The sequence below is a fragment of the Microbacterium sp. NPDC089698 genome, assembly GCF_044749045.1.
Taxonomy (GTDB): domain Bacteria; phylum Actinomycetota; class Actinomycetes; order Actinomycetales; family Microbacteriaceae; genus Microbacterium.
Window position 1 is genome coordinate 1120495 of sequence record NZ_JBIVHE010000001.1, and the last position, 25435, is coordinate 1145929.

Sequence of the window (25435 nt, forward strand, 5' to 3'; positions counted from 1 at the left end):
TCACTGACCGATCGGACCGATGTAGGCGATCTTGCCGCTGTCGACCTTGTAGCCGTACACGGCGGGCGCCTGCAGCTCTCCCGTGGAGTCCCACTTGTAGTGCTTGCTGAGACCGTCCTTGTCGTAGTTCTTGACCCAGTCCTTGAGGTCGGCGCGGCTGACCTTGCCCGCGTCGATGCCGCTCAGCAGCACGGTGGCCGCGTCGTAGCCCTCGATGGAGTACGTGCCGGGCTCGGCGTTCGATGCCGCCTTGTACTGGCTCTCGAAGTCCTTCAGCAGCTCGCCCGGGATGCAGGGGCAGGTGAAGAAGGCGTTCTTCGACGCGTCGCCGGCCAGCTTGATGAACTGGTCGTCCTTCACGCCGTCGGGGCCGACGAAGGCGCCGGTGTAGCCCTTGGCGACCAGCTGCTGGTCGAAGGGGGCCGCCTCGGCGTAGTAGCCGGCGTAGTAGACGGCGTCGGGCTTCGCGTTCATGATCTTGGAGATCACGGCCGAGAAGTCCTTCTGGCCGGTGGTGACCTTGTCGCTGCCGGTCTTGGCGGAGCCGAGGGCCTCGCCCGTGGCGGTCGCCAGGCCGATGCCGTAGTCGGAGTCGTCCTGCACCAGGTAGACCTTCTTGGCCTTCAGGGTGTCGGTGACGAACTTCGCGGCGGCCGGGCCTTGCTGCGAGTCGTTGCCGAGGCCGCGGAAGAACGTGGTCCAGCCGTTCTTGGTCAGACCGGGGTTCGTGGCGGACGGGGTGATGTGCACCAGCCCCTGCTGCTCGAAGATGTTGCCCGTGGCCTTCGACTCGCCGGAGAATGGCAGGCCGACCACGCCGACGATGTCCGCCTCGCTGACGGCCTGGGTGACCGGGCCGGTCGCCTTGTTCGGGTCGCCCTCGGTGTCGAACTCCTTGAGCCCCACCTGGCAACCCGGGTTCGCCTTGTTGTGCTGGTCGATCGCGAGCTTCACGCCGTTGACGATGTTGATGCCGAGCTGGGCGTTCGGACCGGTCTCGGCGCCGATGTAGCCGAGGTTGAGGTTCGAGCACGTGGCCTTGCCGTCACCGGCGGGCAGGACCGCGTCCTTGGGCGTGTCGACCGACGTCACGGTCGGGACATCGATCTTGCTGCTGCTGCCGGTCGTCGACGACGAGCTCCCGGCCTGATTCGCGCAACCCGCGAGAAGCAGCAGTGCGGCTGCAGCTGCGACCCCCGCGGCGACTTTCTTTCGGATCATTTGTGATTGCCTTCCGATTCGGGTCATCGACCGCCCCTTGCGAACGTCGATGTCTTCAAGGTGTGGCGAGCGTACCTCCATGTACGCGTCCCGCGCACGACATTAGTCCGACGGCGTCCAGTTTTCGCCTGCTAACGCGGAACGGTTGCCCGGATCGTTACACGCTCCCGCCTGCGTCCGCCCCGAGGCGGGCCCTGGGCGGGGCCCGCCGCTTCATCCCCGGACGCGGGACGCCGCTGACGACACGCCGCAGACGACACGCCGCGGCGTCGATCCGGCCCCGCCCGATCCGTCGGCGCCCACGGTCGCGGAGGCGCCGACGCACCGCCCTGACCCCCGCCCCAACAGCGATACCCTGATTCCATCCCCCATCGGACACACGAGGAGATCACCGTGCCCACTGCCGCTGCCAACATCGGAGTCGTCGGACTCGCCGTCATGGGTTCGAATCTGGCCCGCAACCTCGCCAGCCGCGAGGGCAACACCGTGGCGATCTTCAACCGCAGTTACGAGAAGACGCAGGGCGTGCTGGACGCGCACCCCGAGGCCGGCTTCATCCCCGCCGCGACCTACCAGGAGTTCGCCGACGCGCTGCAGAAGCCGCGCACCGCGATCATCATGGTCAAGGCCGGCGCGGGCACCGACGCCGTGATCGACGAGCTCGTGAAGGTGTTCGAGCCCGGCGACATCATCGTCGACGGCGGCAACGCGTACTTCCCCGACACGATCCGCCGCGAGAAGGCTGTGCGCGAGACCGGCATCAACTTCGTCGGCGCGGGCATCTCCGGCGGTGAGGAGGGCGCGCTCACCGGACCCTCGATCATGCCGGGCGGATCCGACGAGTCCTGGGTGACGCTCGGCCCGATCCTGCGCTCCATCGCCGCGATCGCCGAGGGCGAGCCGTGCGTGACGCACGTCGGCCACGACGGCGCCGGCCACTTCGTGAAGATGGTGCACAACGGCATCGAGTACGCCGACATGCAGCTCATCGCCGAGGCCTACGACCTGATCCGCCGCGGCACGGGCAAGACCCCGGCCGAGATCGCCGAGATCTTCGCCGAGTGGAACAAGGGCGAGCTGGAGTCGTACCTCATCGAGATCACGGCCGAGGTGCTCCGTCAGGTCGACGCCGCCACCGGCGCGCCGCTCGTGGACGTCATCCTCGACCAGGCCGGCGCCAAGGGCACCGGCGCGTGGACCGTGCAGACCGCGCTGTCCCTCGGCGTCCCGGTCTCCGGCATCGCCGAGGCCACCTTCGCCCGCTCGCTGAGCTCGCACCCCGAGCAGCGCGCCGTCGCCGGCGCCCTCCCGGGGCCCGACGAGGCCTTCACCGTCCCCGCCGACCAGGTCGACGCCTTCATCGAGGACGTGCGCCTCGCGCTCTACGCCTCGAAGATCGTCGCCTACTCGCAGGGCTTCGACGAGATCCGCGCGGGTGCCGCCGAGTACGGCTGGAACATCGACCTCGGCGCGATCTCGAAGATCTGGCGCGGCGGCTGCATCATCCGCGCGCAGTTCCTGAACCGCATCGCCGACGCCTACGCCGAGACCCCGGATCTGCCGGTCCTGATGACCGCGCCGTACTTCGCCGAGGCGATCACCCGCGCCCAGTCCGCCTGGCGCCGCGTGGTCGTGGCCGCCGCGCAGGCCGGGATCCCCGCTCCTGCGTTCTCCTCGTCGCTGTCGTACTACGACGGGATCCGCGCCGACCGTCTCCCCGCCGCCCTCGTGCAGGGCCAGCGCGACTTCTTCGGCGCGCACACCTACAAGCGCATCGACAAGCCCGGCACTTTCCACACCCAGTGGTCCGGCGACCGCACCGAGATCGAGGCCGTCGACACCCACTGACGCCGCCCCACTTGCGAGTCGTCCCCGTCAGCGCACCCCCTGGTGTCCGCTGACGGGGACGACTCGCAGGTAGAGGGTCACACCTCGGCCAGGCGGCCGTTCTTGAGGCGCAGACGGCGGTGCGCGCGCTTCGCGACCGCCGAGTCGTGCGTGACGACGATGAGCGTCAGCCCCTCGGCGCAGAGCGACTCGAGCAGCACGAGGATCTCGTCGCGCATCTCCTCATCGAGGTTGCCGGTGGGCTCGTCGGCGAGCAGCACGCGCGGCTTCTTCACGATCGCCCGGGCGATCGCGACCCGCTGCTGCTGACCGCCGCTCAGCTCACCCGGCAGATGATCGCCGCGATCGGCGAGGCCCACGTGCGCGAGCGACTCGTCCACGCGGGTGCGGCGCTCCTCCGCCGGGATCTTCAGCGGCACGAGCGCCATCGCCACGTTCTCCCTCGCCGTGAGCGTGGGGATCAGGTTGAAGCCCTGGAACACGAACCCGATCTCCTCGGCGCGCAACCGCCCGAGCTCCCGGTTCGACGCCGTGGACAGCTCTGTGCCGCCCAGTGCGAGGGATCCGCCGGACGGGCGGTCCAGCGCGCCGAGCAGCTGCAGAAGCGTGGACTTCCCGCCGCCCGTGGGCCCCTGGATGGTCACGAACTCGCCCGCTCTGATCTCCGCGGTCGCGCCGGTCAGCGCCGTGACCGTGCGTCCTTTCGTCCGGTAGGTGCGCGTGACATCGGTCAGCCGGTACAGCGCCTGCGGCTCGGTCTCGATGATGCTCATGATCTGTCGTCTCTCCTGTTCGGGTTGCGGGTCAGGCGGCGGACCGCAGTGCTTCGGCGGGGCTCAGCCGGGCCGCCCGCCATCCGCCGATCGCGCCGGCGACGAGGCCGCCGAGGATCGCGAGGCCCACGGCCGCGATGAGGATCGTCACGCTCAGCGGGCCGTGCAGCACGACCGCCTGCGCGGATTCGCCGAGGCCGCGGAACGCGCCCCCGCCTCCCCCGCCCTGGAACGCTCCGCCCGCGCCTCCGGCACCGGCGCTTCCCGCGCCCCCGGCGCCTCCGCCGCGTGCGAAGCCGGAGGCCGACGCGCCGGAGATCGTGGGCTGGACGAGGTTCACGACGAGGATCCCGACGAGGCCGAGCGCGAGTCCTGCCGCTCCCCCGATGAGGCCCTGCACGAGCGACTCTCCGGCCACCTGCCGGACGATCCGTCCGTTCGACCAGCCGATCGCCTTGAGCGTGCCGAACTCCCTGGTGCGCCGGGCGACGCCGGAGAGCGTGAACAGCACGGCGAGGAGCACGGCGACCGCGAGCACGATGATGGACAGCCAGGTGCCGAGGCCCTCGATCATGCCAGCGGCGCTGGCGAGGGATCCGGAGACGGTGGAGGCGAGATCCGCCTGCGAGCTCACGGTCGCGGTCGGAAGGGCTTTGGCGAGCGCCGCCTGCACGGTGGCGATGTCGGACGCGGAGGCCGCCTTCACGTAGACCGTGGACACGACGTCGCCTGTTCCCGCGATCTTCTGCGCGGTGTCGAGAGGCAGGTACACGTTCGCCGCGGTGTCGGCGGAGTCGGACGACGAGGTCACGATCCCGACGATCTTGACCGTGGATCCGCCGACGTCGATCGTGCTGCCGACGCTCAGGCTCTTCGACGTGGCGTACGTGCTGTCCGCGAGGGCGACGAGCTGTCCGGCATCGTCGGCGGCGAGTGCGCGTCCCGAGGAGACCTTCACCGAGGACAGCGGTCCCACGGTCGTCCCCGCGGAGGGGTCGACGCCCAGCACCGAGAACGAGTTGAGGCCGAAGTTGCCGCCGCCGAATCGGGGGCGCTCACCCGTGCCCTGTCCTTCGCCCGTGCCGGACTGGCCCGTGCCGGACTGCCCCGTGCCGGACTGGCCCGTGCCGGACTGCCCCGTGCCGCCCTGCGTGCCCTGCTGCGCGATCTGCCCGTCGAACGTCAGGTTGGTCAGGCTCAGTGCGCCGGTGGCCGCGGCGACGTTCCCCGTGCCCGAGATCGTCTTGACCCCTGCCGCGTCGATCGTGCCGCGCGCCGGAGAGGCGCGCAGCACCGAGGTCTTCAGGGTCGTGCTGCCGTCGCTCGCCGCGGCGCCGCCGCCGGCTCCGAAGGCGAAGCGCTGCCCGGTGTCGCTGCCGCGCTGGGCCGGCGCGCCGGTCACGGTGAGGTCGGTGCCCACGCCGTAGACGCGTGCGAGCGCCTGCGTCTGCGCGTCGCGCACGCCCGCCGCCAGCGCGTTGACGACGATCACCAGGGCGATCGCTATCGCGAGGCCCACGGCGACGATCACCGTCTGCTTCTTCCGCCCGGCCAGTTCCCGGCGCAGATACGTCCCGTACATGCTTCTCCTTCGGTCACGCTCGTGATGGTGACGCTAGGAGCCGGTTCTGGGGCGCGATGATGGCGTTGCTATGCGCGCGCTAAGCACACCGTGACCCCATGGCCGTGCGGCGCGGGCCGGTCCAGCGCGGTGGGAGCGGGAGCGGGCCCGGTCCACTCCGCGCGAAGCCGGGGCTCAGCCCGCCGGCGGGATGTTGTGGTTTCCCGCGAACAGGTTCTGCGGATCCCACTGCGCCTTGAGAGCGCGCAGTCTCGCCCACGCTTCGGGCTCGGAGAACACTGCGGCATCGGGGTTCGACGCGGGATCGGCGAAGTTCGCATAGGCGGCGAGGCGCCCCTGCGCGATCGCGGCCAGTTCGGACCGCGCCTTCTCGCGCTCCGCGTCGTCGAGCAGGCCGGGGATGTCGAAGGCCACCGCCATCACGAACCACGAAGCAGCCCGCGCGGGGAACGCGCTCGCGTCTTGTGCGACATCGCCGTAGGCCCCGCCGAGCGAGCGCAGGAAAACCACCGCCGCCGCATGCGCGCGGCGGAAGGCCACCAGCCGGTCGATGAGCGCGTCGTCGAGCTCTGCGAACAGGCCGTTCACCGACAGCATCGGCGGGTTGGGCTCGTCGACGTCGTGCGGCATCGTGATCAGGGCATCCCCGTACGCCATGCGGACGGCCTCGCCCTGCACGCCGTCCACGGACATGATCGGCTGCAGCGCCGCGGCGAGCGCCGCCGGATCCGTCCCCGCCCAGGTCACCGCCAGCCGCGCGCCGGCCGGGGCGCTCGGATCCATCGGCGGCACGTCCATGTACGTCACGGTGAGCGCACGCGGCGCCGTCTCGAGCGTGTCCCGCACGGCGCGAAGGAGCTCCGCCTGGTCGCCGTCCACGGACAGCTCGCCCGCGAGGACGCCCTCGAGCGGCGCCGCCGCGAAGTCGAGCCGGGTGACGATGCCGAAGTTGCCTCCTCCGCCGCGGACCGCCCAGAACAGCTCCGCGTTCTCCGTGTCGGAGACCTCGAGCACACCGCCGTCCGCGGTCACGAGCTGCGCGCCGCGGAGCTGGTCGATCGCGAGGCCGCGGTCGCGCACCAGCAGGCCGATCCCTCCGCCGACGGTCAGTCCGCCCACGCCCACGCTCGCCGTGTCCCCCGCGCTGATGGCGATCCCGTGCGGTGCGAGCGCCACCGCGACCTCGCCCCACTGCGCGCCGGCGCCGACGCGCACGATCCGGCCATCGCCCGAGGGCTCCCCGACCTCGATCGAGGCCAGGTTCCGCAGATCGATCGTGAGGCCACCCGCCTCGGGCTTCCAGAAGCCGTGGCCCCCGCTGCGGACCGTCAGCACCCTGCGTTCGGCCGCGGCGCGCCGCACGGCGGCCGCGACCTCCCCGCTGTCCCGAGGGCGCAGGATCTCGGGCCCGAAGTCGGAGGGGACGGACGAAACGCCAGGAGTGCTCATGGCCGTGACGCTACCCGGCGGCACCGACATTCCAAACCTCATAGACCGTTCATAGGAAACTGAGGAGAATAGATCCCATGAACGATCACGCCACTGAGCTGCGTCGCCCCGATGGCACTCCCCTGCGGATCCTCGCGGTCGACGACGAGCCGATGCTCACCGACCTCCTCGCCATGGCACTGCGGATGGAGGGATGGGAGGTGCGCACCGCCGGATCAGGACTCGAAGCGCTGCAGGTCGCCCGCGACTTCGGCCCCGACGCCCTGGTCCTCGACGTCATGATGCCCGACCTGGACGGGCTCGGCGTCCTCAAGCGCCTGCGCGAGCAGGGCAACATGGTGCCCGTCGTGTTCCTCACCGCCAAGGACGCGGTGAGCGACCGGATCGCGGGCCTCACCGCCGGTGGCGACGACTACGTCACCAAGCCGTTCAGCCTGGAGGAGGTCGTCGCACGGCTGCGCGCCGTGATCCGCCGCTCCGGAGGCGCGACCACGGACGCCAGCGACTCGATCCTGCAGGTCGGCGACCTCACGCTCAACGAGGACAGCCACGAGGTGGTCCGCGCGGGCGACGAGGTCGAGCTGACCGCGACGGAGTTCGAGCTGCTCCGCTTCCTCATGCGCAACGAGCGCCGCGTGCTCTCCAAGGCGCAGATCCTGGACCGCGTGTGGAGCTACGACTTCGGCGGCCGATCGAGCGTCGTCGAGCTGTACATCTCGTACCTCCGCAAGAAGCTCGACGCCGGGCGCGAGGTGGCGTTGATCCACACCGTGCGCGGGGTCGGCTACATGATCAAGGCGCCCCAGCAGTAAGACGCCGCACGAGCACGAAGAAGGCATGACCTCGATGAATCCGTTCCGCACGCGCCCCCGGGGCCCGCTGTCCCTGCAGACACGGCTGATGGCGGCGGTGACCGGGTTCGTCTCGCTCATCCTCGTCGTGATCGCGATCGCGACCAGCGTCGTGCTCGGCAACGTGCTCAACGGGCGTCTGCAGGACGAGCTGACCGCCGCCGCGAAGGGCATCGTGCCCGTCGCCAACCAGCACGCGCTGTTCGGGCACGTCCCCGCCGCGACCGACCTCGTCGTCGGGCAGACCGGCGTGCAGAACGGCGTTCTGGTCATGGTGGTCCAGCCGTCCGGGAACGCGACGGGCACCTTCGTCAGCGGAGGCGTCGCGCAGCCGCTCTCCCCGCTGCAGATGCAGCAGGTCGTGGCCGCCCTGAGCGACAAGAAGGCGGAGGCGGAGCTCGCCGGCCTCGGCCCGTACCAGCTCGTGCACCAGAGCATCCAGCGCGCGGACTCGCCCCAGTTCCAGCTGATCACCGGGCTCCCCCGCGCCTCCACCGAGGCGCAGATCACGACGCTGTTCTCCATGATCGCGCTCACGACGATCGGCGGGCTCATCCTGCTGGCGCTGTCCACGGCGATCACCATCCGGGTCGCCCTGCGCCCGCTCCGCGAGGTCGCCGCGACCGCGAACAGGGTCGCCAACCAGCCGCTGGACCGCGGCGACGTCTCGATCACGGAGCGCGTGCCCGCCGCAGAGGCGGATCCGCGCACCGAGACCGGACTCGTCGGATCCGCGCTGAACACCCTGCTCGATCACGTCGACGCCTCGCTCGCGGTGCGTCAGCGCAACGAGGAGCGGATGCGGCAGTTCGTCGCCGACGCGAGCCACGAGCTGCGCACGCCGCTGTCCTCGATCCGCGGGTACTCCGAGCTGTCGCTGCGCGCTCTGTCTCGTTCCGATGCGCCAGAGGATCCCGCCACGGCCTCCGCGCACACCGCCCTGGAGCGCATCCAGGCGCAGTCGCTGCGGATGACCAGCCTGGTCGAGGATCTCCTGCTGCTCGCACGCCTCGAGGAGGGCAGGGAGCTCACGCTCTCCACCGTCGACCTGTCCCGCCTGGCGATCGAGGGCGTGGAGGACGCCCGCCCCACGGCGCCGGATCACGAGTGGGCGATCGACGTGCCGGAGGAGCCGGTCGAGCTCATCGGCGACACGGGACGGCTGCAGCAGGTCGTCACGAACCTGCTCGCGAACGCCCGCACGCACACACCGGCCGGCACCCGCATCGCGATCGAGGTGGCGGAAGAGGGATCCGAGGTCGTGCTCCGGGTCCGGGACGACGGACCCGGCATCGACCCCGCCGTGCGCGACGAGCTCTTCAGCCGTTTCGCGCGGGGCGACCGCTCACGCAACAGGGCGACCGGCGGCTCGGGCCTCGGTCTGTCGATCACGAAGGCGATCGTGGACGGTCACGGCGGCACGATCTCCGTGCAGAGCAGGCCAGGAGCGACCGCGTTCACGGTGCGCCTGCCGAAGGTGCCGCAGACGACGTCGTCCGCGGCGACCGACCACGGCGATGACGCCCCCCGACAGCATCACGCCGAGCACTCCGCGCCGCGGCGCAGGGACGAGGATGCGGCGCCCCGGGCCGAGAGCCGCGCGGACGCCGGCAGCCACCAGCTCGGCCGCACGCTCGGCGGGCGCTGAACCGTCCGCATTCTCGGACGGGTGCCGGTTCAGTAGCCCGCGAAAGCGTCCGTCGTCACGCGGCGCGCGCCGCGCAGTGCGGGGGCGAGCTCCGCGATGAGTCGCGGCGGGCCGGAGATCCAGGCGTGCCGCCGATCCAGATCCGGCACCAGCGCCTGCAGCAGCGCCGCGTCCAGCCGCGCACCGCCCGCCCATTCCGCACCGGAGGGCAGCTCCGCAGGGCGATCGGGGGCGACGACCACGATGCGGGCACCGGATCCGCCGAGCTCGCTCAGGTACGCGCACTCCTCCGCCGAGGAGGCCACGAGCACGAGCACCGCATCCGCCGCGTCGCGTGCGCCGAGCTGCGCCACGAAGGGCGTCACACCGATCCCCGCGGCGATGAGGAGCGCGGGCTGCTCACGGGCGGGCCGCACGAAGTCGCCCCACACCCCCGTCGCGGTGAGCACGTCGTCGGGCTGCACCGCGCCGAGGGCGCGCTTGTAGCTCGACCCGCGCTCGGCCTCGCGATAGGCGATGCGCACGAACGGCAGCTCTGCCGGCGAGGACAGGATGCTGAACTCGCGGCGGGTGCCCCGGCCGTCGGGGCGACGGTGCGGCACCTGCAGCTCGAGGTACTGCCCCGGTGCGAACCGGAACGGGCGCCGCGCCCGGAACGTCAGCTCGTGGACCGTCGGGGTCACCGCGCGACGGCGCACGAGCGAGAGCCGGATGCCCGCACGGGCGACCAGAGCGGCCGCGAGCAGGTTGCCGACGAGCAGCGCCCGCTCCTGGCCGAGCGTGATGATCCCGAGGCTGATCGGCCAGCCGGCGAGCGCCCCCACGACCACGGCGATGAGCAGCTGCTGCCATCGCCGCGACGGCATGGTCAGCGGCTCCGACAGCATGAAGGCGCCGAGGAAGAGCACCGGCGACTGCAGCAGCACCGCGGTGAGCAGGTCCCCCGGCTGCACGGCGAGGCCCGCCGCGGCAGACTGCACCGAGAACCGCACGATCGAGACGATCGCGTAGACGACCACGAACAGCAGGACCACGCGGATCCGCTCGGTGCGCCAGAGCACGACGAGGCCCAGCACGATCACGGGGATCGCCATCGCCGGAGTGCCGACCCACCAGGCCGAGAACCCGAGGCCGGTGATGGTGAGCACGGTCGCACCGACCGCGGCGGGATTGAGCAGGTGCCGTCCGCGCCACACCAGCGCGTACTTGGAGGCCGCCGCGACCACTCCCGCGAGCGCGATGCCGCCGATCTGGTCGGGGTTCGCGCCGGGCTGCACCACGAACAGCAGGATCAGCGCCGTGATGAGCGACGACTCGATGCGGCGCGGGACGCGCAGCAGGGCCTGGGCGACCGCGTCCGCGCCGAGCGTCGCAAGCACGAGGATCGCCAGGGTGGCGAGGATGTCGAGCGGCAGCACAGGGACGGCGCCGAAGGCGGACAGGATCATCGCGATCGCGGCGAGCGCGAGCAGGGCGTACAGCGTGAGCCGGTACATCGAGAGCCGTCCCAGCTCCGCGACCACGCGCTGACGCGCGCCGATCAGCGTCGCGATCATGCGAACACCTCCATCCGGTTCCCCGTCGACCACTCGACCACGCCGGCCGTGGTCATCCGCACCCATTCCACACCGAACCGCGCCGCGAACGCGGGACCGCCGTCGAAGAAGAGCGCCGTGGCGGCCGCATCCGCGACCATCGCCTCGGCGGCGATCGCCCAGGTCGCCGCGATCGTGCGCACCGGTTCCCCCGTCCGCGCATCGAGCACGTGGTGCAGTCCGCCGCGCTCCCCCGCCCATGCGCGGCGGTTCACCGCCGACCCGCAGAGCGCCGCGTCGGCGACCGTGGCGACGCCGATCGCCCGCGTGGCGTCGAAGGGGTGCTCGAGCCCGACCCTGATCGGGTCACCGCCCAGGCGCAGGTCGCCGCCGGCATCGACGAGGCGCTCGGCATGCCCCAGCGATCCCAGCAGGTCGTGCACCACGTCGACGAGACGGCCCTTCCCGATCGCGCCCACGTCGATGAGCGCGGGGGCGTGCAGGGCGAGCGCGCCGTCGTCCCAGGCCAGCTGCTCCGTCCAGTCGGCGGGTGCCGGGCGGGCGCCGCGATCGCGGAACGAGTACTCCGCGTCGTAGCCGCGCGCCGCGAGGCTGTCCCCGATGAGCGGCTGCACGGCGCCGGAGGTCGCGAGCGAGAGCTCGCGGTACAGGTCGAGCATCGCGACCGCATCCGGCGGCGCCGGCACCTCCTGCGGCTCCTCGGCGAGGGCGGCGACGAGCGAGTCGGCGCGGAACCGGGACCAGGTGTGGTCGAAGTCGTCGATCACGTCCCGCACCGCATCGCGTTCGCCCGCGGACAACGGGCCGTCCGTGCCGATTTCCCAGACGGTGCCGATCGCCTCGAACCGCCACACGTCCCTCGGCGGGCGGGGATCCACCCTAGCCCGCGGCTTCGGTGCGGATCGTGGCCAGCGCCTGGTTGAATCCCTTGCTGGTCAGCGAGGATCCCGAGACGCGGCTGACGGAGATCTCGTCGAGCTTCTTGCCGACCACCTGCGCGGAGATCCCGCCGATGAACTGCGACTGGTAGTGCTTGGTCTCCGCCGCCTGCGGATCGCCCGTGACCTCGACCTTCGTGACGGTGTCGTCGGAGAGCGTGATCGAGACGGAGATCTTCTCGACGGTCTCCGGCGTCTGGTACGAGCCGTCGGCGGAGTAGGTGCCGTCCTTGTAGGTCGACCCGGTCGCGGAGCCGGCGCCGGTCGCGGACGGCGAGGCGTCGGCGCTCGCCTGCGGCGCGGGGGTCGCGGTCGTGGTCTCGGCCGACGACGACTCGGCTGCGCATCCCGCGAGCAGGAGCGTTCCGGCGATGCCGACGAGGGCGGATCCTTGACGAACCGAGGGCGAGAGCTTCATGGTTCCAGCTTCCGCAACCCTCCTGTGCGTCACCTTTGAGATGACGCGGCGCGTCGTGAAGTCGGGATCCCGTGCCGGAGGAAAGATCGCGGAGACGCCGAGAGGCCAGCCGGCGGGACCGGTCGACCTCTCGGAACGTCAGGTGGACGGGCCTCAGGCGGCGCCGTCGAACATGCTCGTGACGGATCCGTCCTCGAACACCTGGCGGATCGCGGTCGCCAGCAGCGGCGCGATCGGCAGGATCCGAAGACCGGGGAACCGGCGCGCGGCCGACAGCGGGATGGTGTCGGTGACGACGACCTCGTCGATCGCGGAGTCCTGCAGGCGCTCGCTGGCCGGATCCGAGAAGATCGCGTGGGTCGCCGCGACGATCACCTTGCGGGCGCCGTTGGCCTTGAGCGCCTGGGCGGCCTTGACGATCGTGCCGCCGGTGTCGATCATGTCGTCGACGAGGAGGCAGGTGCGCCCGTCCACGGTGCCGACGATCTCGTGCACCGAGACCTGGTTGGCGACCTTCGGGTCGCGGCGCTTGTGGATGATCGCGAGCGGGGCGTCGAGGCTGTCCGACCAGGTGTCCGCGACGCGCACGCGGCCCATGTCGGGCGAGACGATCGTGAGCGTGGCGCGGTCCTCGGCCGTGAGCGTCTCCTCGAAGTGCTGCAGGAGGACCGGCTTGGCGAAGAGGTGGTCGACGGGGCCGTCGAAGAAGCCCTGGATCTGCGCGGCGTGCAGGTCGACGCTCATGACGCGGTCCGCGCCGGCGACCTTGAGCATGTCGGCGACGAGGCGCGCCGAGATCGGCTCGCGGCCGCGTCCCTTCTTGTCCTGGCGCGCGTAGGGGTAGTACGGGGCGACGACGGTGATGCGCTTGGCCGAGGCGCGCTTGGCCGCGTCGAGCATGATGAGCGTCTCCATGAGCCACTCGTTGATCGGCTCGCCGAACGACTGCACGATGAACAGGTCGCAGCCGCGGATCGAGACCTCGAAGCGCGCGTAGAGCTCGCCCGAGGCGAAGGTGCGGTGCTCGACCGGCGCGATCTCGGTGCCGAGCGCCGCGGCGACCGCCGCGGTCAGCTCCGGGTGCGACCGACCGCCCGCGACGACGAGCCGCTTCTTCGTCTTGGCGACGAGACCCGGTGCGATGTCGTTGTCGCGATCCAGCTCGACCGTCGTGTTCTTCTTGCGCCCCATCGGACCCGCCTATTCCGCCGATTCGGCACGCGCCGCAGCATCCGCCGCGGCCGTGCCTGCTCTGTTCTTCTCGACCCACCCCTCGACATTGCGCTGGGGTGCGACGCTCATCGCGAGGGCACCGGCGGGGACGTCCTTGCGGACGACGGCTCCGGCGCCGGTCTTCGCGCCGGCACCAAGCCTAACGGGCGCGACGAGCACCGTGTGCGAGCCGGTGTGCACCTCGTCCCCGATCTCGGTGCGGTGCTTGTTCACATCGTCGTAGTTCGCGGTGATCGTGCTTGCGCCGAGGTTCACACCGCGGCCCACGGTCGCGTCGCCCACGTAGGACAGGTGCGGAACCTTCGACCCCTCGCCGATCTGGGCGTTCTTGGTCTCGACGTAGGCGCCGATCTTGCCGTCGGCACCGAGCGTCGTGCCCGCGCGCAGGAACGAGAACGGGCCGACGGTCGCGCGCGCGCCGATCACGGCGAGCGTCGCCTCGGAGCGGCGCACCGTCGCATCCTCGCCGACCTCGGTGCTGACGAGCGTCGTGTCCGGGCCGATGATCGCGCCGCTCGCGACCGTACTCGCCCGCAGGACGTGCGTGTTCGGCAGGATCGTGACGTCGGGCGCGAGCGTCACGTCGTCGTCGATCCAGGTGGTCGCGGGATCCTGGATCGTCACGCCCTCGCGCTGCCAGCGGCGCACGATGCGGTCGTTGAGGGTGCGCGCGGCCTCGGCGAGCTGGACGCGGTCGTTGATGCCGAAGGTCGCGGCGGTGTCGGCCGCGATCGAGACGGCGACCTTCTCGTCCGCGGCGCGGAGCAGGCCGATGACCGTGGTCAGGTACATCTCGCCCTGCGCGTTGTCGGTCGTGACCTTCGCGAGCTCGGTGCGGAGCAGATCCGCGCGGAACACGTACACGCCGGCGTTGATCTCGCGCGTGGCCTTCTCGGCGTCGTCCGCGTCCTTCTGCTCGACGATGCGGGCGACGTCACCCGAGGCGTCGCGGATGATGCGGCCGTATCCGTTCGGGTCGTCGACGATCGCGCTCAGCACCGTCGCGGCGGCCGCGGCCGCGCGATGCCCGTCGATCAGGGACTGCAGCGTCTCGGCCTCGAGCAGCGGCACGTCTCCGGAGAGCACCAGCACGTCGCCGTGGAAGCCCTCGGGCAGCGCGTCCAGCGCCACCTGCACGGCGCGGCCGGTGCCGGGGACCTCGTCCTGATCGACGATGACCGCCTCGGGGTGCTCGGCGGCGAGCGCCGCGACCACCTGGTCGCGCTCGTGCCGCACCACGACCTCGACGGTCTCGGCGCCCAGCTGCGCGGCGGTCGCGAGCACGTGACCGACCAGGGTGCGTCCGCCGATCGGGTGCAGCACCTTCGGCAGGCGGGACTTCATGCGCGTGCCCTGACCTGCGGCCAGGACGACGATGGCGAGTGTGTTCTCCGTCATGCTCCGCCGCCAGGATTCGAACCTGGACCCCGCAGCTCCAAAGGCTGGGGTGCTGCCGTTACACCACGGCGGACCGCGCCCGCCCTGTGCGGCGGTCGCGCCTCAAGTCTGCCATGCGCAGCCCGTGTGATCGGGCCGGAACAGACGCGCAACCTCCCGGCAACACCGGCAGGGCAGGGTGGCGGCATGACGATCCTGATCGACCGCGTGTCCGCCTCGAGCCCCGAGCTGGAGGCCTTCCTCGCCGCGCATCTCCGGGACATGGAGCCGACCGCGCCACCGGAGAGCAGGCACGCCCTCGACCTGTCGCGGCTGCTCGCGCCGGACGTGCGGCTCTTCGCGGCGACCGCGGACGGCGAGCTCGCGGGGACGGGGGCGCTCGCCGCCCTGCAGCCCGGGCACGAGGAGCTGAAGTCGATGCGGACCGCGCCCGCGATGCGCGGCAGGGGCGTGGCATCCGCGCTCCTCGCCGCGCTCGTCGACGACGCCCGCCGCCGCGGCGTGCAGCGGATCTCCCTGGAGACCGGCGCCTCGGACTACTTCTGGCCCGCGCACCGGCTGTACGCCAAGGCCGGATTCGACGAGTGCGAGCCCTTCGGATCGTACGCCGAGGATCCGCACAGCCTGTTCCTCACCCTGCGGCTGGCGGACGGAGCCGCCGCGTCGCAGGGACGTCCGCACTCCGACCCGCCCGCGATAATGAACGGATGAGCATCGGAGCGGATCACGCGGGCGACGAGGTCGACCGGATCGTCGCGGCGTGGAACACGCAGCGACCGGACCTCGATTTCTCGCCCCTCGAGGTGCTCTCCCGCGTGGACCGGCTCTCCCGGCTGCTCGACCGTGCGCGCCGCGACGTGTTCCGCCGCAGCGACCTCGAGCCCTGGGAGTGGGACGTGCTGTCCGCCCTGCGCCGTGCGGGCGCTCCGTTCCAGCTCAGCCCGAAGCAGCTGCTGCAGCAGACCCTCGTCTCCAGCGGCACCATGACGAATCGCATCGACCGGCTCGTGGGGCGTCGGCTCGTGCGTCGGGAGGCGGATCCGGGCGACGGCAGGAGCGTGCTGGTGACCCTCACCGACGACGGCAGGGTGCGCGTCGACGCCGCGATCACGCGGCTCGTCGACGCCGAGGCGACGTTGCTCTCCGCGCTCTCGCGCAGCGATCGCGAGCGCCTCGCCGCGCTGCTGCGCAAGCTCAGCCTGAGCTTCGACGCCTGAGCGTCGAGGCCTGAGCCCGGTGGACCGCGTCGTCACGCGGGATCGACGAGGACGACGACCTTCCCGGTGACGCGACCCGTCTCGACGCGCTCCTGCGCGGCGGCGAGGTCGTCGAAGCCGTACTCGGAATCGAGGTGCACCGTGAGCCGCCCCGCCTCGGCGAGGGCGGCGACGCCGGCGAGCTGCGCGCCGTCGGCCGCCACGAGGATCCGCTGCACGGGATCAGTGCCCCAGCCGCGCAGCTCCTCCTCCTGGGCCGCGGAGAACCCGGTGATCGTGACCACCGCGGTCCCCTCCCCGACAGCACCGCGGGGCGGGAGCGTGTCGGAGACGGTGACGATGACGGCGTCCACGAGACCGATCGCGGCGAGCGCGTCGGCATCGCGGTAGTCGATCACCTCGTCCGCGCCCCAGCCCGCGACGAGAGCCTGCTTCGCCGGGCTTGCTGTCGCGATCACCTGCGCACCGCGTGCCGCGGCGAGCTGCACGGCGAGGTGCCCTACGCCGCCTGCGCCCCCGAGGACGAGGACGCGGGCGGAACCGTCCGCGCGGATGCCGGCGGCGTCCAACGCCTGCCATGCGGTCAGCGCGGCGAGCGGCGCCGCCCCGGCCTGCGCGGCGCTCCATGACTGCGGGGCCGCCGCGAGATCGGCGGCGGGGACGGCGACGAGCTCCGCGAGCGTGTGCGCCGCCGCGGGAAAGCGGGCGAGGGCGAACACGCGATCGCCCTGCGCCCACCCCGTGACCCCGTCGCCGACGTCGACGACGGTCCCCGCGACATCCCAGCCCGGACGATCCGAGTACCGGATCGCGCCGAAATCGTGGCCGGCGGCGCGGATCTTGACGTCCACGGGGTTGAGGCCGACCGCGGCGACCCGGATCAGGACCTCGCCCGGCGCCGCGGCAGGGGCGTCGACGTCGTCGAAGGAGACGACCGTCCCGGCTGCTCCGGCCGCGGTGTAGCGTGCTGCGCGCATGCTCGTCGTCGCGTCCGTCGTCAGACCTGCGCCGGAGTCCACGCCGAGACGCCGCTCAGGTGCGCGATCTCCTCGGCCGACAGCTCCAGGCGCCCGCCGGAGAGCAGATCGGGCACCTGGTCCGCGGTGCGGGCGCTCGCGATCGGGGCGACGACGGCCGGCTGCGCCCGCAGCCAGGCGAGCGCGGTCGCGGTGATCGAGGCGCCGTGCGCGTCGCCGACCTCCTCGAGGGCGTCGATGATGCGCAGCCCGTGCTCGGTCGCGTACTTCGCGGCCCCCGCGGCGCGCGGCGACGTCTGCCCCGTCGCGTCGGTCGAGCGGTACTTGCCGGTGAGGAACCCGCTCGCGAGGGCGTAGTACGGCACGAGTCCGAGCCCGAACTCGGTCGCGACGGGGACGATCGTCTCCTCGACCTCGTTGCGGTGCACCAGGTTGTAGTGCGGCTGGACGGCTACCGGCTGGGCGACGCCGGTGGACCGGGCGATCTCGATCCATTCCCGGATCCGCTCCGCGGAGTAGTTGGACACGGCGATGTTCCGCACCAGCCCGTCCGCGACGAGCTGCCCGAACGCCGCGACGGTCTCCTCGAGCGGGACCTCCGCGTCGTCGAAGTGCGCGTAGTAGAGGTCGATCGCGTCCACCCCGAGCCGGTCGAGCGACGCCTCCGCCGCGCGTCGCACGTTCGACGCAGACAGACCGCGGAACTGCGGGTGCTGGCTCACCTTCGTCGCGACCACGAGCCCCTGCGGGCGCCGCGAGGCGAGCCACTCGCCGATGATCGTCTCGCTCTCCCCGCCGCTGTTCCCCGGCACCCAGGCGCTGTACCCGTCCGCCGTGTCGATGAAGTCCCCGCCTCCCGCGACGAATGCGTCCAGCACCGCGAAGGAGGCGTCGCGATCGGCGGTCCAGCCGAACACGTTGCCGCCGAGCGCGAGCGGGAAGACGGACAGGTCACTGGATCCGATGCGAGTCATACCGGTGGCAACCCGCGGACCCCCGGCACTGTTCCCGTGCGACGACGAAGGCGGCGACGGACGACGCCGGCGTATCGTTGCGGCCGACCGCGCCGATCGTGGCGTCCCGCCGCCGGAACTAGGCTGGTTCGAATGGGCATGCCCTCTCCTCTTCCCGTGCGCGACGGCGTCGGTGCGACCCGTCTCCGCGTGCCCTCCGAGGGGCCGTGGCCGACGGTCGGGGCGTTCATGGCCGAGCGCTTCTTCCACCTCGATCCTGAGCGCCTGCTCGACCGCTTCGACCGCGGCGAGATCGTGGCGATCGACGGCGCCCCGCTCACCCGCGAGACGCCGCTCGGCGTGCACGACTTCGTCTGGTACTACCGGGAGCCGCCGGTCGAGAAGCAGATCCCGTTCGAGGTCGAGATCCTGCACCAGGACGCGGATCTCGTCGTCGTCGACAAGCCGCACTTCCTCCCGACGACCCCCGGCGGCAAGTACCTGCAGAACTCGGCCCTGGTGCGCCTGCGCAACGCGCTCGGCATCCCGGAGCTCACGCCCATCCACCGCCTCGACCGCGCGACGGCGGGACTGCTGATGTTCTCGGCGCGGCCGGTCACGCGGGGCGCGTACCAGCTGCTTTTCGAGAACCGCCGGGTCGAGAAGGTCTACGAGGCCGTCTCCCTGCGGCCCGAGGACTGGGATCCGCAGGCTCCGGCGCTCGGCGGATCCCCTCTCCCCCTCGTTCATCGCAACCACATCGAGAAGCTCCGCGGCCACGTCTGCGTGCGCGTGGATCCGGATCGCGAGCCGAACGCGGAGACGCTCGTCGAGCTCCTGGGCTTCGACGAGAGGGTGCTGCACACGCTGCTGCGGCCGCACTCCGGGCGCATGCACCAGCTGCGCGTGCATCTCGCGGAGCTCGGCGCCGGGATCCTGAACGACGCGTTCTACCCTGACCTCCTCCCGGAGCAGCCGGACGACTTCGCCCACCCGCTGCAGCTGCTCGCCCGCGAGCTGCGCTTCACGGATCCCCTCACCGGCGCCCCCCGCGAGTTCCGCACCCGCCGCACGCTGCAGGAGGCCCCGTCCGGGCAGTGACGGCCGCCCGACGGCCCGGCCCGGCCTCCCCCCTTCCGTTTTGGGGCGCACCCACTCCGTTTGGGGCGCACCGCGCCGGGAAATCCTTGTAGGCCGCGCCCCAAAACGACGGAACCCGCCCCGAAACCCGGCCGGCGCGCCCTCCCCCGCGCCCGCCGAGGGATGATCGTCCTATGCGGATCGAGATCCTGACCATCGACGGCTGCCCGAACGGGCCTGCCGCGGAGCGCGCCGTGCGCCGCGCGCTCTCCGAACTGGGACTCGACACGGAGCCAGCGGTCCGTGTGATCCGCACCTCCGCCGAGGCCGCCGAGACCGCTTTCGCGGGCTCGCCGACCGTCCTCGTCGACGGGGTCGATGCGGTGCCAGGATCCGTGCCGATCCAGGATCTCGCGTGCCGGGTGTACCGCACGCCGGACGGCCCGGCGGGTCACCCCACCGCGGAGATGCTCGTCCCGGTGCTGCGCGCCGCGCTCCGCCCCTGACCCCGCGCCCGCCCCACCTCGACCTCCCCCTCCGGTTCGGGGCGCGATCACGCATCTCGGGGCGCCTCACGCCGGCGATGCCGGGGATTGTGCGCCCCAAAACGACCGGATCCGCCCCAAACGCAGCCGGCTGGAACCGAACCTGCCGCCCGAACCTGCCGCGAGGCGTCAGCGCCGCATGATGCGGCGGGCGAGCCAGGTGCCGAAGGTCTGCACGAGGTGCACGAACACCACGATGAGGATGATCGCGGCCCACATCACGACGGGCTCGAACTGGCGGAAGCCGTAGACCTGGGCGAACGCACCGAGGCCGCCGCCGCCGACGAGTCCCGCCATCGCGGTCATGTCGATGAGCGCCACGACCACGAACGTGTACCCGAGGATCAGCGGCCCGAGCGCCTCGGGCATCGCGACCGTGAGGAGGATCCGCCAGGGGCCGGCGCCCATCGACCGCGCGGCCTCGATCACCCCGGGCGACACCGAGATGAGGTGCTGCTCGACGATGCGGCCGATCGCGAACGACGCGGCGACGCCGATCGCGAAGGCGCCCGCGTTGATGCCGATGCCCGTGCCGATCACGATCCGGGTGAACGGCTGCAGCACGGCGATGAAGATCACGAACGGGATCGGCCGGAAGAAGTTCACCAGGAACGAGATGAGGATGCTCACCGGACGGTTCGGCAGCAGACCACCGGGACGCGTGACGTACAGGCCGATGCCGATGATCGTGCCGATCACGCCCGCCATCGCGAGTGCGAACGTGGTCATGTACAGCGTCTCGAGCGCCGCCTGCCAGAAATCGGGGAGCAGTTCGATCAGGCGATCCATCAGCGCACCCCGCCTTCCGCGCCGGTCGTCCCCGCGGGGGCGTCGGATCCGATCTCGGTCACGGTCGCGTGCTCCCGGATCTTCCCGAGGGCGGCGGCGATCGCCGCGTCCGCACCGCGGATCGCGAGCGTGAGATGGCCGAACGCGCGACCGCGGATGTCGTTGATCCCGCCGTAGACGAGCTCGAACGCGAGACCGGCCTCGGCGAGATCCAGGAAAACCTGGGCCTGCGAGGAATCGCCGTCGCGGAACGAGAACGTGACGAGCCTGCCGTCGTGGCGCGCCCCCAGCGACGCCTGCTCCGCGGGAGTGGGGATCCCCTTGATGACGGTGCCGACGAAGCGCTGCGACGCCGGGTTCCGGGGGTTCGAGAAGACCTCGAACACCTCGCCCTGTTCGACGACGCGCCCGTTCTCCATCACCGCGACCCTGGTGGCGAGGGTCTGGATCACATCCATCTCGTGCGTGATCACGACGATCGTCACGCCCTGCTCCCGGTTCACCCGGGCGAGCAGCTCGAGGACCTCGTGCGTGGTCTGCGGGTCGAGGGCGCTCGTCGCCTCGTCCGCGAGCAGGATGGCGGGCCGGGTGGCCAGGGCGCGCGCGATGCCGACGCGCTGCTTCTGACCGCCGGACAACTGCTCGGGGTACGCCTTGGCCTTGTCGGAGAGCCCGACGAACGCGAGCAGCTCCGTCACCCGCGCCTCGATGTCGGCCTTCGCCCAGCCCGCGAGCGCGAGCGGGTAGGCGATGTTCGCCCTGACCGTCTTCGCGGAGAACAGGTTGAACTGCTGGAAGATCATCCCGATGCCGCTGCGCACCCGTCGCAGCTCGCGCTCGGTCAGCGTCGTGAGGTCGACCCCGTCCACGATCAGGCGCCCGCTCGTGGTCGGCTCCAGCGCGTTGATCAGCCGTACCAGGGTCGATTTCCCGGCGCCGGAGTATCCGATGATCCCGAAGACGTCGCCCTGGGCGATGTCGAGGGACACGTCGTCGACCGCGATCACGGGCGCGCCGTCCCGCACGGTCGGCGGATAGGTCTTGGTCACGCCCTGCAGGCTCACGATCGGCATGGGTTCTCCGGTTCGGTTCTGCGTCGCGGGGTTGTCGCGACGCGGAGCCGGGCGACGCTGTTCCGCATCGCCCGGCTCTGTCATGCGCGGCGGGGGTCGATCCCCCGTCGCAGGCCCGAGGGCCTCAGTTCTTGTGCGCCTTGACGTCGGACTCGACGGTGGCCTGCACCTTCTGCAGGTCGGCGGCGGAGAGGACCGTCGGGATCCCGATGTCGCCCGAGGCCTTCTTGAGGCCCGCCTGCACGGCCGGGTCCTTCTGGAAGATCTCGACGAGCTTCAGGTACGTGGGGTTGTCCTTGTCCTTCGCCCGCGCGGCGAAGATGTTCACGTAGGGCTGCGCGCTCGCGTCCTTCGCGTCGTCCTGCGTGAGGGCGTCGGCGAAGGTGAGTCCCGCGTCCTTGACGAAGTCGTTGTTGATGATCGCCGCGTCGACGTCCGGGAGCGAGGTCGGGATCAGCGCGGCCTCGAGCGGGGTGACCTTGACTTTGGAGGCCGCGGTGTCGACGTCGGCGACGTCGGAGAGGGCGGTGCCGCCCGACTTCAGCTTCACGAGGCCCGCCGACTGCAGCACCAGCAGGGCGCGCGCCTGGTTCGAGGCGTCGTCCGGGACCGCGACCGTGCCGCCGGACGGGATCTCCTTCACGCTCTTGTGCTTCTTCGAGTACAGGCCGAGGGGGTAGATCGCGGTGGATCCGATCGCCTGCAGGTCCTTGCCGGACTTCACGTTGTACTGCGCGAGGTAGACGATGTGCTGGAACTCGTTGAGGTCCAGCTCACCCTCGGCGAGCGCGGGGTTCGGCTGCTCGTAGGAGCCGAAGTCCACCAGCTCGACCGTGATGCCCTCCTTCTTGGCGGCCGCGACGAAGGCGGGCCACTGCGGGTCGCTCTTGCCGACGACGCCGACCTTGACGGTCTTGCCGGACTCGGAGGTCGGGTCGGATCCGGTGCCCGAGGCGGACGAGCAGCCGACGAGGGAGACGATGAGCGCGGCGGCCGCGGTGGCGGCGGCGAGCGCGGTGGTGAGCTTGCGGGACATGGCTGTGAGTTCCTCTCTTGGGGGACTCGACCACGCTACGAGGGGCTCGGAGCGCCCTCCGAATCGACCCGTCACACGGCGTCACAGCTCCGCGCTGACCCCCGTCGTCACGAGCTCCTGCTCGATCCCGGAGCCGGGAGCGGACAGCGCGGCGCGCCTCGCGCGACCGCGGCGGATCAGCCGGGATCCGAGATCGATCAGCACCCCGATCACGATCGACAGCACGACGCCGACCAGGGCGGCGAGCAGGGGCGAGTGCCCGAGCCAGGCCGAGGCGACCGACGCGATCACGGCGCTCAGCGCGACCCAGCCGACGGCCGCGACGAGCGAGAGCGGCAGGAAGCGGCGGTACGGCAGCCGGGTCGCGCCCGCGGTCATGTTGACCGCGACCCGCCCGACCGGGATGTACCGCGCGACGAGCAGGTACACGGCAGGGCGGGCGGCGAGGCGCTCCCCCGCCCAGGCGAATGCGGAGCTCACGCGAGGGCGGCGCATCCAGGCCCACCGCTCCGTGCCCACGCGACGGCCGATCGCGTACGCCGCGCTGTCGCCGGCCGCCGCGCCCACGCCGGCGGCGAGGAGGACCAGGATCGCGGTCGGTGTCGCCGCGGGCCCCGTCGCGAAGGCCAGTGCGAGGGCGCCGACGACCACCGTCTCGCTCGGCACCGGCGGGAAGAATCCGTCCAGGAAGCAGAACAGCAGGATCAGCAGCGGCGCCCACGGGGTGAGGAGGAAGGAGCTCAGGAGGTCGGCCATGTCCTCACGGTAGGTGGCGGCCGGATCCGGTCGCGTCCCTCCGCAGAGTGATCCTCGCCGCCCGTCGTACTACGGGAGTAGGACAGGCGGCGAGCAGCGCGGCGCCGTCAGTCGAACTCCTCGAGCCCCTGCAGGCGGAGCTGCTCGAGGTCGAGCCGCGCGGAGATCCGCCGCACGACGAGGTCGTCGACCGTCCCCGAGCGACGCAGCCCGAGCAGCACCTCCCGCTTGCGGTCCAGCAGCCCGAGCTTGAGGCGCGTGAACTCCTCGTGGCGCACGAGCGGAGAGCGCTGCAGGAGGTCGACGTCCTCCGAGGTCGCGATCATCTGCAGGGTCGCTCCCTCGATGAGCGTGCGGCGCGGGGCGGATCCGGCCGCCGCATCCTGTCCGCCGACGTCGATCGGCTCGCCGCCGATGCCGTCGGATCCGATGCCCGCGGAGGAGATGCCCTCGGATCCGGACACGTCCTCCTCCGGCTGGGTGCCCGCCGCGAGCGGGTCGGGCTGGCCGAGCATCTCGTCGAGCGCCTTGACCTCGGCGTCCACGAGGGCCTGCTCGCGGGCGAGGGTGCGCGCGTTGGTGTACTCGAGCATCTGGTAGCCCTCGAACCGCACACGGTCGCGCACGTCGTCGCTGACCTCGAACCGCACCGCGAGATCGTCGAGCGCGGAGAGCGCTGCCCCCGAGATCGTGCGCTCGGCGAGTTCGTACTCCTCGACCTCGCCCTGGTCGGCGGGGATCCGCGCCCAGCGCACGATCGCCGGGAGGAGCGTGCCCTGCACGAGCAGGCTCAGCAGGATGACGCCGGCCGTCACGAACACGATCTCGTCGCGGCCGTCCAGCGCTCCCCCGGCGACGGCGCCCGCGGGCACCGACAGCGCGATCGCGAGCGAGACGGCTCCGCGCATGCCCGCGAACGTGCTCAGCACCCGCGAGCGCGCTCGGACGCCGCGGGGCGGGCGAGGGCCGGTGCGCTGGTAGAACGGAACGCTGAGCAGCTGGAACAGGTAGCGCACCACCAGGAGCGCGACCCAGACGGCGAGCGTGACGAGCACGAGACGCCCGATCGCACTGGCCGAGATCTGGTGCACGACGTACTGCACCTCGAGTCCGATCAGCACGAACAGCGCGCCGTTGAGCAGGAACACCCCGAACGGCCAGGCGGACTCGGCCTGCCGTCGGGACTGCGCCGTGGTCACGGTGGGCGACACGTACGCGATGATCACGCCGGCGACCACGACCGCGAGGACGCCCGAGGCGGTGATGAGCTCGGCGAGCAGGAATGCCACGAACGGGACGAGGAGCAGGGTCGTGTTGATCACGATGGTCGAGGAGACCGCGCGCAGCAGCAGGAACGCGAGGGCCGCGACGGCGACACCCGCCGCGATCCCGCCCAGGTACGAGACGATCACCATCGAGGTGACGCTCAGCGGGTTGATGTGCCCGCCGATCGCGAGCGAGATCCCGATCGCGTAGAGCACGAGCGCCGTGCCGTCGTTGGTGAGGCTCTCGGCCTTGAGCTTCATGAACATGCGCCGCGGGAGCAGTCGCCCGAGGGCGGCGACCGCGGTCGCATCGGGCGGCGCGACGGCGGCGCCGAGGATCAGGGCGGTCTCCCACGGCAGCCCGAAGAGCAGCCCGATGCCGGCGACGGCGAAGGCGGAGACCACGACGAGCAGCGTGCTCATCGGCAGGATGTAGCGGAAGTCGCGGCGGATCGCCCGCAGCGAGGTGGTCAGGCTCTCCCAGAACAGCATGACCGGCAGGAACAGCAGCAGCACCGTCTCCGGCGGCAGCTGGATCTCGCGCAGTGCCGGCACGAATCCCAGCGCGAGGCCGATGATCACGAGCACGAGCGGGAGCGCGAGTCGGACCCGCGGTGCGAGCAGGGCGCCCGTGAGGATCGTGAGCCCCAGCAGGACGGTGACTTCGAGACCTTCCATGCGCGGTCTCCTCTCGTCTCGCATACGGACCGCGAGCGCCGTCCGCCCAGAGCACAGCATCGCGTAGGACCACGGTATTCCCGTGTGACGGTCCGCCGCCATCGATGTCCCCGGATCCACGGCGACGCGGGAGCGTCTTCCGGGACCCCGT

23 protein-coding genes and 1 tRNA gene are annotated in these 25435 nt (G+C 71.5%); 7 read left to right on the top strand and 17 right to left on the bottom strand.

The genetic code is table 11. The features are described from left to right. Positions 1-1221, bottom strand: a complete 1221-nt coding sequence (locus tag ACIPY5_RS05265; protein WP_309338029.1) for a branched-chain amino acid ABC transporter substrate-binding protein — start codon at positions 1219-1221, stop codon at positions 1-3. Between the two features lie 393 nt (positions 1222-1614). Here ACIPY5_RS05265 and gndA point away from each other — a divergent pair, with 393 nt between their 5' ends. Continuing rightward, a complete protein-coding gene (gndA, locus tag ACIPY5_RS05270; RefSeq protein ID WP_400967512.1) occupies positions 1615-3069 on the top strand; it encodes an NADP-dependent phosphogluconate dehydrogenase in 1455 nt (484 codons plus the stop codon). A 77-nt stretch (positions 3070-3146) separates the two neighbouring features. Here gndA and ACIPY5_RS05275 read toward each other — a convergent pair whose 3' ends face one another. The 3 genes from ACIPY5_RS05275 to ACIPY5_RS05285 form a co-directional block, all read right to left on the bottom strand. Then, positions 3147-3842, bottom strand: coding sequence for an ABC transporter ATP-binding protein (locus ACIPY5_RS05275; protein ID WP_309337923.1), 696 nt, complete (start codon positions 3840-3842; stop codon positions 3147-3149). 31 nt (positions 3843-3873) lie between these two features. Beyond that, positions 3874-5424 carry an ABC transporter permease gene (locus ACIPY5_RS05280; protein ID WP_400967516.1) on the bottom strand — a complete coding sequence of 517 codons (1551 nt, stop codon included), beginning with the start codon at positions 5422-5424 and terminating at the stop codon, positions 3874-3876. Positions 5425-5598: 174 nt separating this feature from the next. After that, positions 5599-6873 carry an FAD-binding oxidoreductase gene (locus ACIPY5_RS05285; RefSeq protein WP_400967519.1) on the bottom strand — a complete coding sequence of 425 codons (1275 nt, stop codon included), beginning with the start codon at positions 6871-6873 and terminating at the stop codon, positions 5599-5601. A gap of 77 nt (positions 6874-6950) precedes the next feature. Between ACIPY5_RS05285 and ACIPY5_RS05290 the strand changes: the two genes are divergently transcribed. Together ACIPY5_RS05290 and ACIPY5_RS05295 are read left to right on the top strand one after the other, a co-directional pair. Further along, complete coding sequence (locus tag ACIPY5_RS05290) at positions 6951-7685, top strand: response regulator transcription factor (protein ID WP_309341222.1); 735 nt, start codon at positions 6951-6953, stop codon at positions 7683-7685. A gap of 25 nt (positions 7686-7710) precedes the next feature. Beyond that, positions 7711-9372, top strand: coding sequence for a sensor histidine kinase (locus tag ACIPY5_RS05295; protein WP_400967522.1), 1662 nt, complete (start codon positions 7711-7713; stop codon positions 9370-9372). A gap of 29 nt (positions 9373-9401) precedes the next feature. Here the strand turns inward: ACIPY5_RS05295 and ACIPY5_RS05300 are convergent, their stop codons facing one another. From ACIPY5_RS05300 to ACIPY5_RS05325, 6 genes are all read right to left on the bottom strand, one after another. Continuing rightward, entirely contained in the window at positions 9402-10928 is a 1527-nt protein-coding gene (locus ACIPY5_RS05300) for an FAD-dependent oxidoreductase (protein ID WP_400967524.1), read from the bottom strand. Further along, the gene (locus ACIPY5_RS05305) at positions 10925-11782 is read right to left on the bottom strand and encodes an FAD:protein FMN transferase (protein WP_400967526.1); all 858 of its coding nucleotides are present in this window, start codon (positions 11780-11782) and stop codon (positions 10925-10927) included. The genes ACIPY5_RS05300 and ACIPY5_RS05305 overlap by 4 nt, the downstream gene beginning before the upstream one ends. A 25-nt stretch (positions 11783-11807) precedes the next feature. Continuing rightward, entirely contained in the window at positions 11808-12284 is a 477-nt protein-coding gene (locus ACIPY5_RS05310) for an FMN-binding protein (protein ID WP_309341231.1), read from the bottom strand. A gap of 153 nt (positions 12285-12437) precedes the next feature. After that, complete coding sequence (locus ACIPY5_RS05315; RefSeq protein ID WP_400967530.1) at positions 12438-13475, bottom strand: ribose-phosphate diphosphokinase; 1038 nt, start codon at positions 13473-13475, stop codon at positions 12438-12440. A gap of 9 nt (positions 13476-13484) precedes the next feature. Beyond that, positions 13485-14915, bottom strand: coding sequence for a bifunctional UDP-N-acetylglucosamine diphosphorylase/glucosamine-1-phosphate N-acetyltransferase GlmU (gene glmU, locus ACIPY5_RS05320; protein WP_400967533.1), 1431 nt, complete (start codon positions 14913-14915; stop codon positions 13485-13487). A 1-nt stretch (position 14916) separates the two neighbouring features. Beyond that, positions 14917-14988, bottom strand: a tRNA-Gln gene (locus ACIPY5_RS05325). A 113-nt stretch (positions 14989-15101) separates the two neighbouring features. Between ACIPY5_RS05325 and ACIPY5_RS05330 the strand changes: the two genes are divergently transcribed. Together ACIPY5_RS05330 and ACIPY5_RS05335 are read left to right on the top strand one after the other, a co-directional pair. Next, positions 15102-15626 carry a GNAT family N-acetyltransferase gene (locus tag ACIPY5_RS05330; RefSeq protein ID WP_400967536.1) on the top strand — a complete coding sequence of 175 codons (525 nt, stop codon included), beginning with the start codon at positions 15102-15104 and terminating at the stop codon, positions 15624-15626. Beyond that, positions 15623-16132 (top strand): MarR family winged helix-turn-helix transcriptional regulator, encoded by a 510-nt coding sequence (locus ACIPY5_RS05335; RefSeq protein ID WP_400967539.1) that lies wholly within the window; start codon positions 15623-15625, stop codon positions 16130-16132. The genes ACIPY5_RS05330 and ACIPY5_RS05335 overlap by 4 nt, the downstream gene beginning before the upstream one ends. Before the next feature lie 32 nt (positions 16133-16164). Here ACIPY5_RS05335 and ACIPY5_RS05340 read toward each other — a convergent pair whose 3' ends face one another. Beyond that, positions 16165-17109, bottom strand: coding sequence for a zinc-binding dehydrogenase (locus tag ACIPY5_RS05340; RefSeq protein WP_400967542.1), 945 nt, complete (start codon positions 17107-17109; stop codon positions 16165-16167). A 20-nt stretch (positions 17110-17129) separates the two neighbouring features. Beyond that, positions 17130-18083 (bottom strand): aldo/keto reductase, encoded by a 954-nt coding sequence (locus tag ACIPY5_RS05345; protein ID WP_400967545.1) that lies wholly within the window; start codon positions 18081-18083, stop codon positions 17130-17132. Between the two features lie 138 nt (positions 18084-18221). Here ACIPY5_RS05345 and ACIPY5_RS05350 point away from each other — a divergent pair, with 138 nt between their 5' ends. Continuing rightward, a complete protein-coding gene (locus ACIPY5_RS05350; RefSeq protein ID WP_400967547.1) occupies positions 18222-19163 on the top strand; it encodes a pseudouridine synthase in 942 nt (313 codons plus the stop codon). Between the two features lie 173 nt (positions 19164-19336). Further along, on the top strand, positions 19337-19648 hold the full coding sequence (locus tag ACIPY5_RS05355; protein ID WP_309357559.1) for a thioredoxin family protein: 312 nt from the start codon (positions 19337-19339) through the stop codon (positions 19646-19648). A gap of 168 nt (positions 19649-19816) precedes the next feature. Here the strand turns inward: ACIPY5_RS05355 and ACIPY5_RS05360 are convergent, their stop codons facing one another. The 5 genes from ACIPY5_RS05360 to ACIPY5_RS05380 form a co-directional block, all read right to left on the bottom strand. Next, positions 19817-20476, bottom strand: a complete 660-nt coding sequence (locus tag ACIPY5_RS05360) for a methionine ABC transporter permease (RefSeq protein ID WP_309357003.1) — start codon at positions 20474-20476, stop codon at positions 19817-19819. After that, positions 20476-21549 carry a methionine ABC transporter ATP-binding protein gene (locus ACIPY5_RS05365; RefSeq protein ID WP_400967552.1) on the bottom strand — a complete coding sequence of 358 codons (1074 nt, stop codon included), beginning with the start codon at positions 21547-21549 and terminating at the stop codon, positions 20476-20478. The genes ACIPY5_RS05360 and ACIPY5_RS05365 overlap by 1 nt, the downstream gene beginning before the upstream one ends. A gap of 124 nt (positions 21550-21673) precedes the next feature. Next, positions 21674-22585, bottom strand: coding sequence for a MetQ/NlpA family ABC transporter substrate-binding protein (locus ACIPY5_RS05370; protein WP_400967555.1), 912 nt, complete (start codon positions 22583-22585; stop codon positions 21674-21676). 81 nt (positions 22586-22666) lie between these two features. Continuing rightward, complete coding sequence (locus ACIPY5_RS05375) at positions 22667-23341, bottom strand: DedA family protein (RefSeq protein WP_400967558.1); 675 nt, start codon at positions 23339-23341, stop codon at positions 22667-22669. 107 nt (positions 23342-23448) lie between these two features. Further along, positions 23449-25284 (bottom strand): Na+/H+ antiporter, encoded by a 1836-nt coding sequence (locus ACIPY5_RS05380; RefSeq protein ID WP_400967561.1) that lies wholly within the window; start codon positions 25282-25284, stop codon positions 23449-23451. Positions 25285-25435 lie beyond the last annotated feature (151 nt).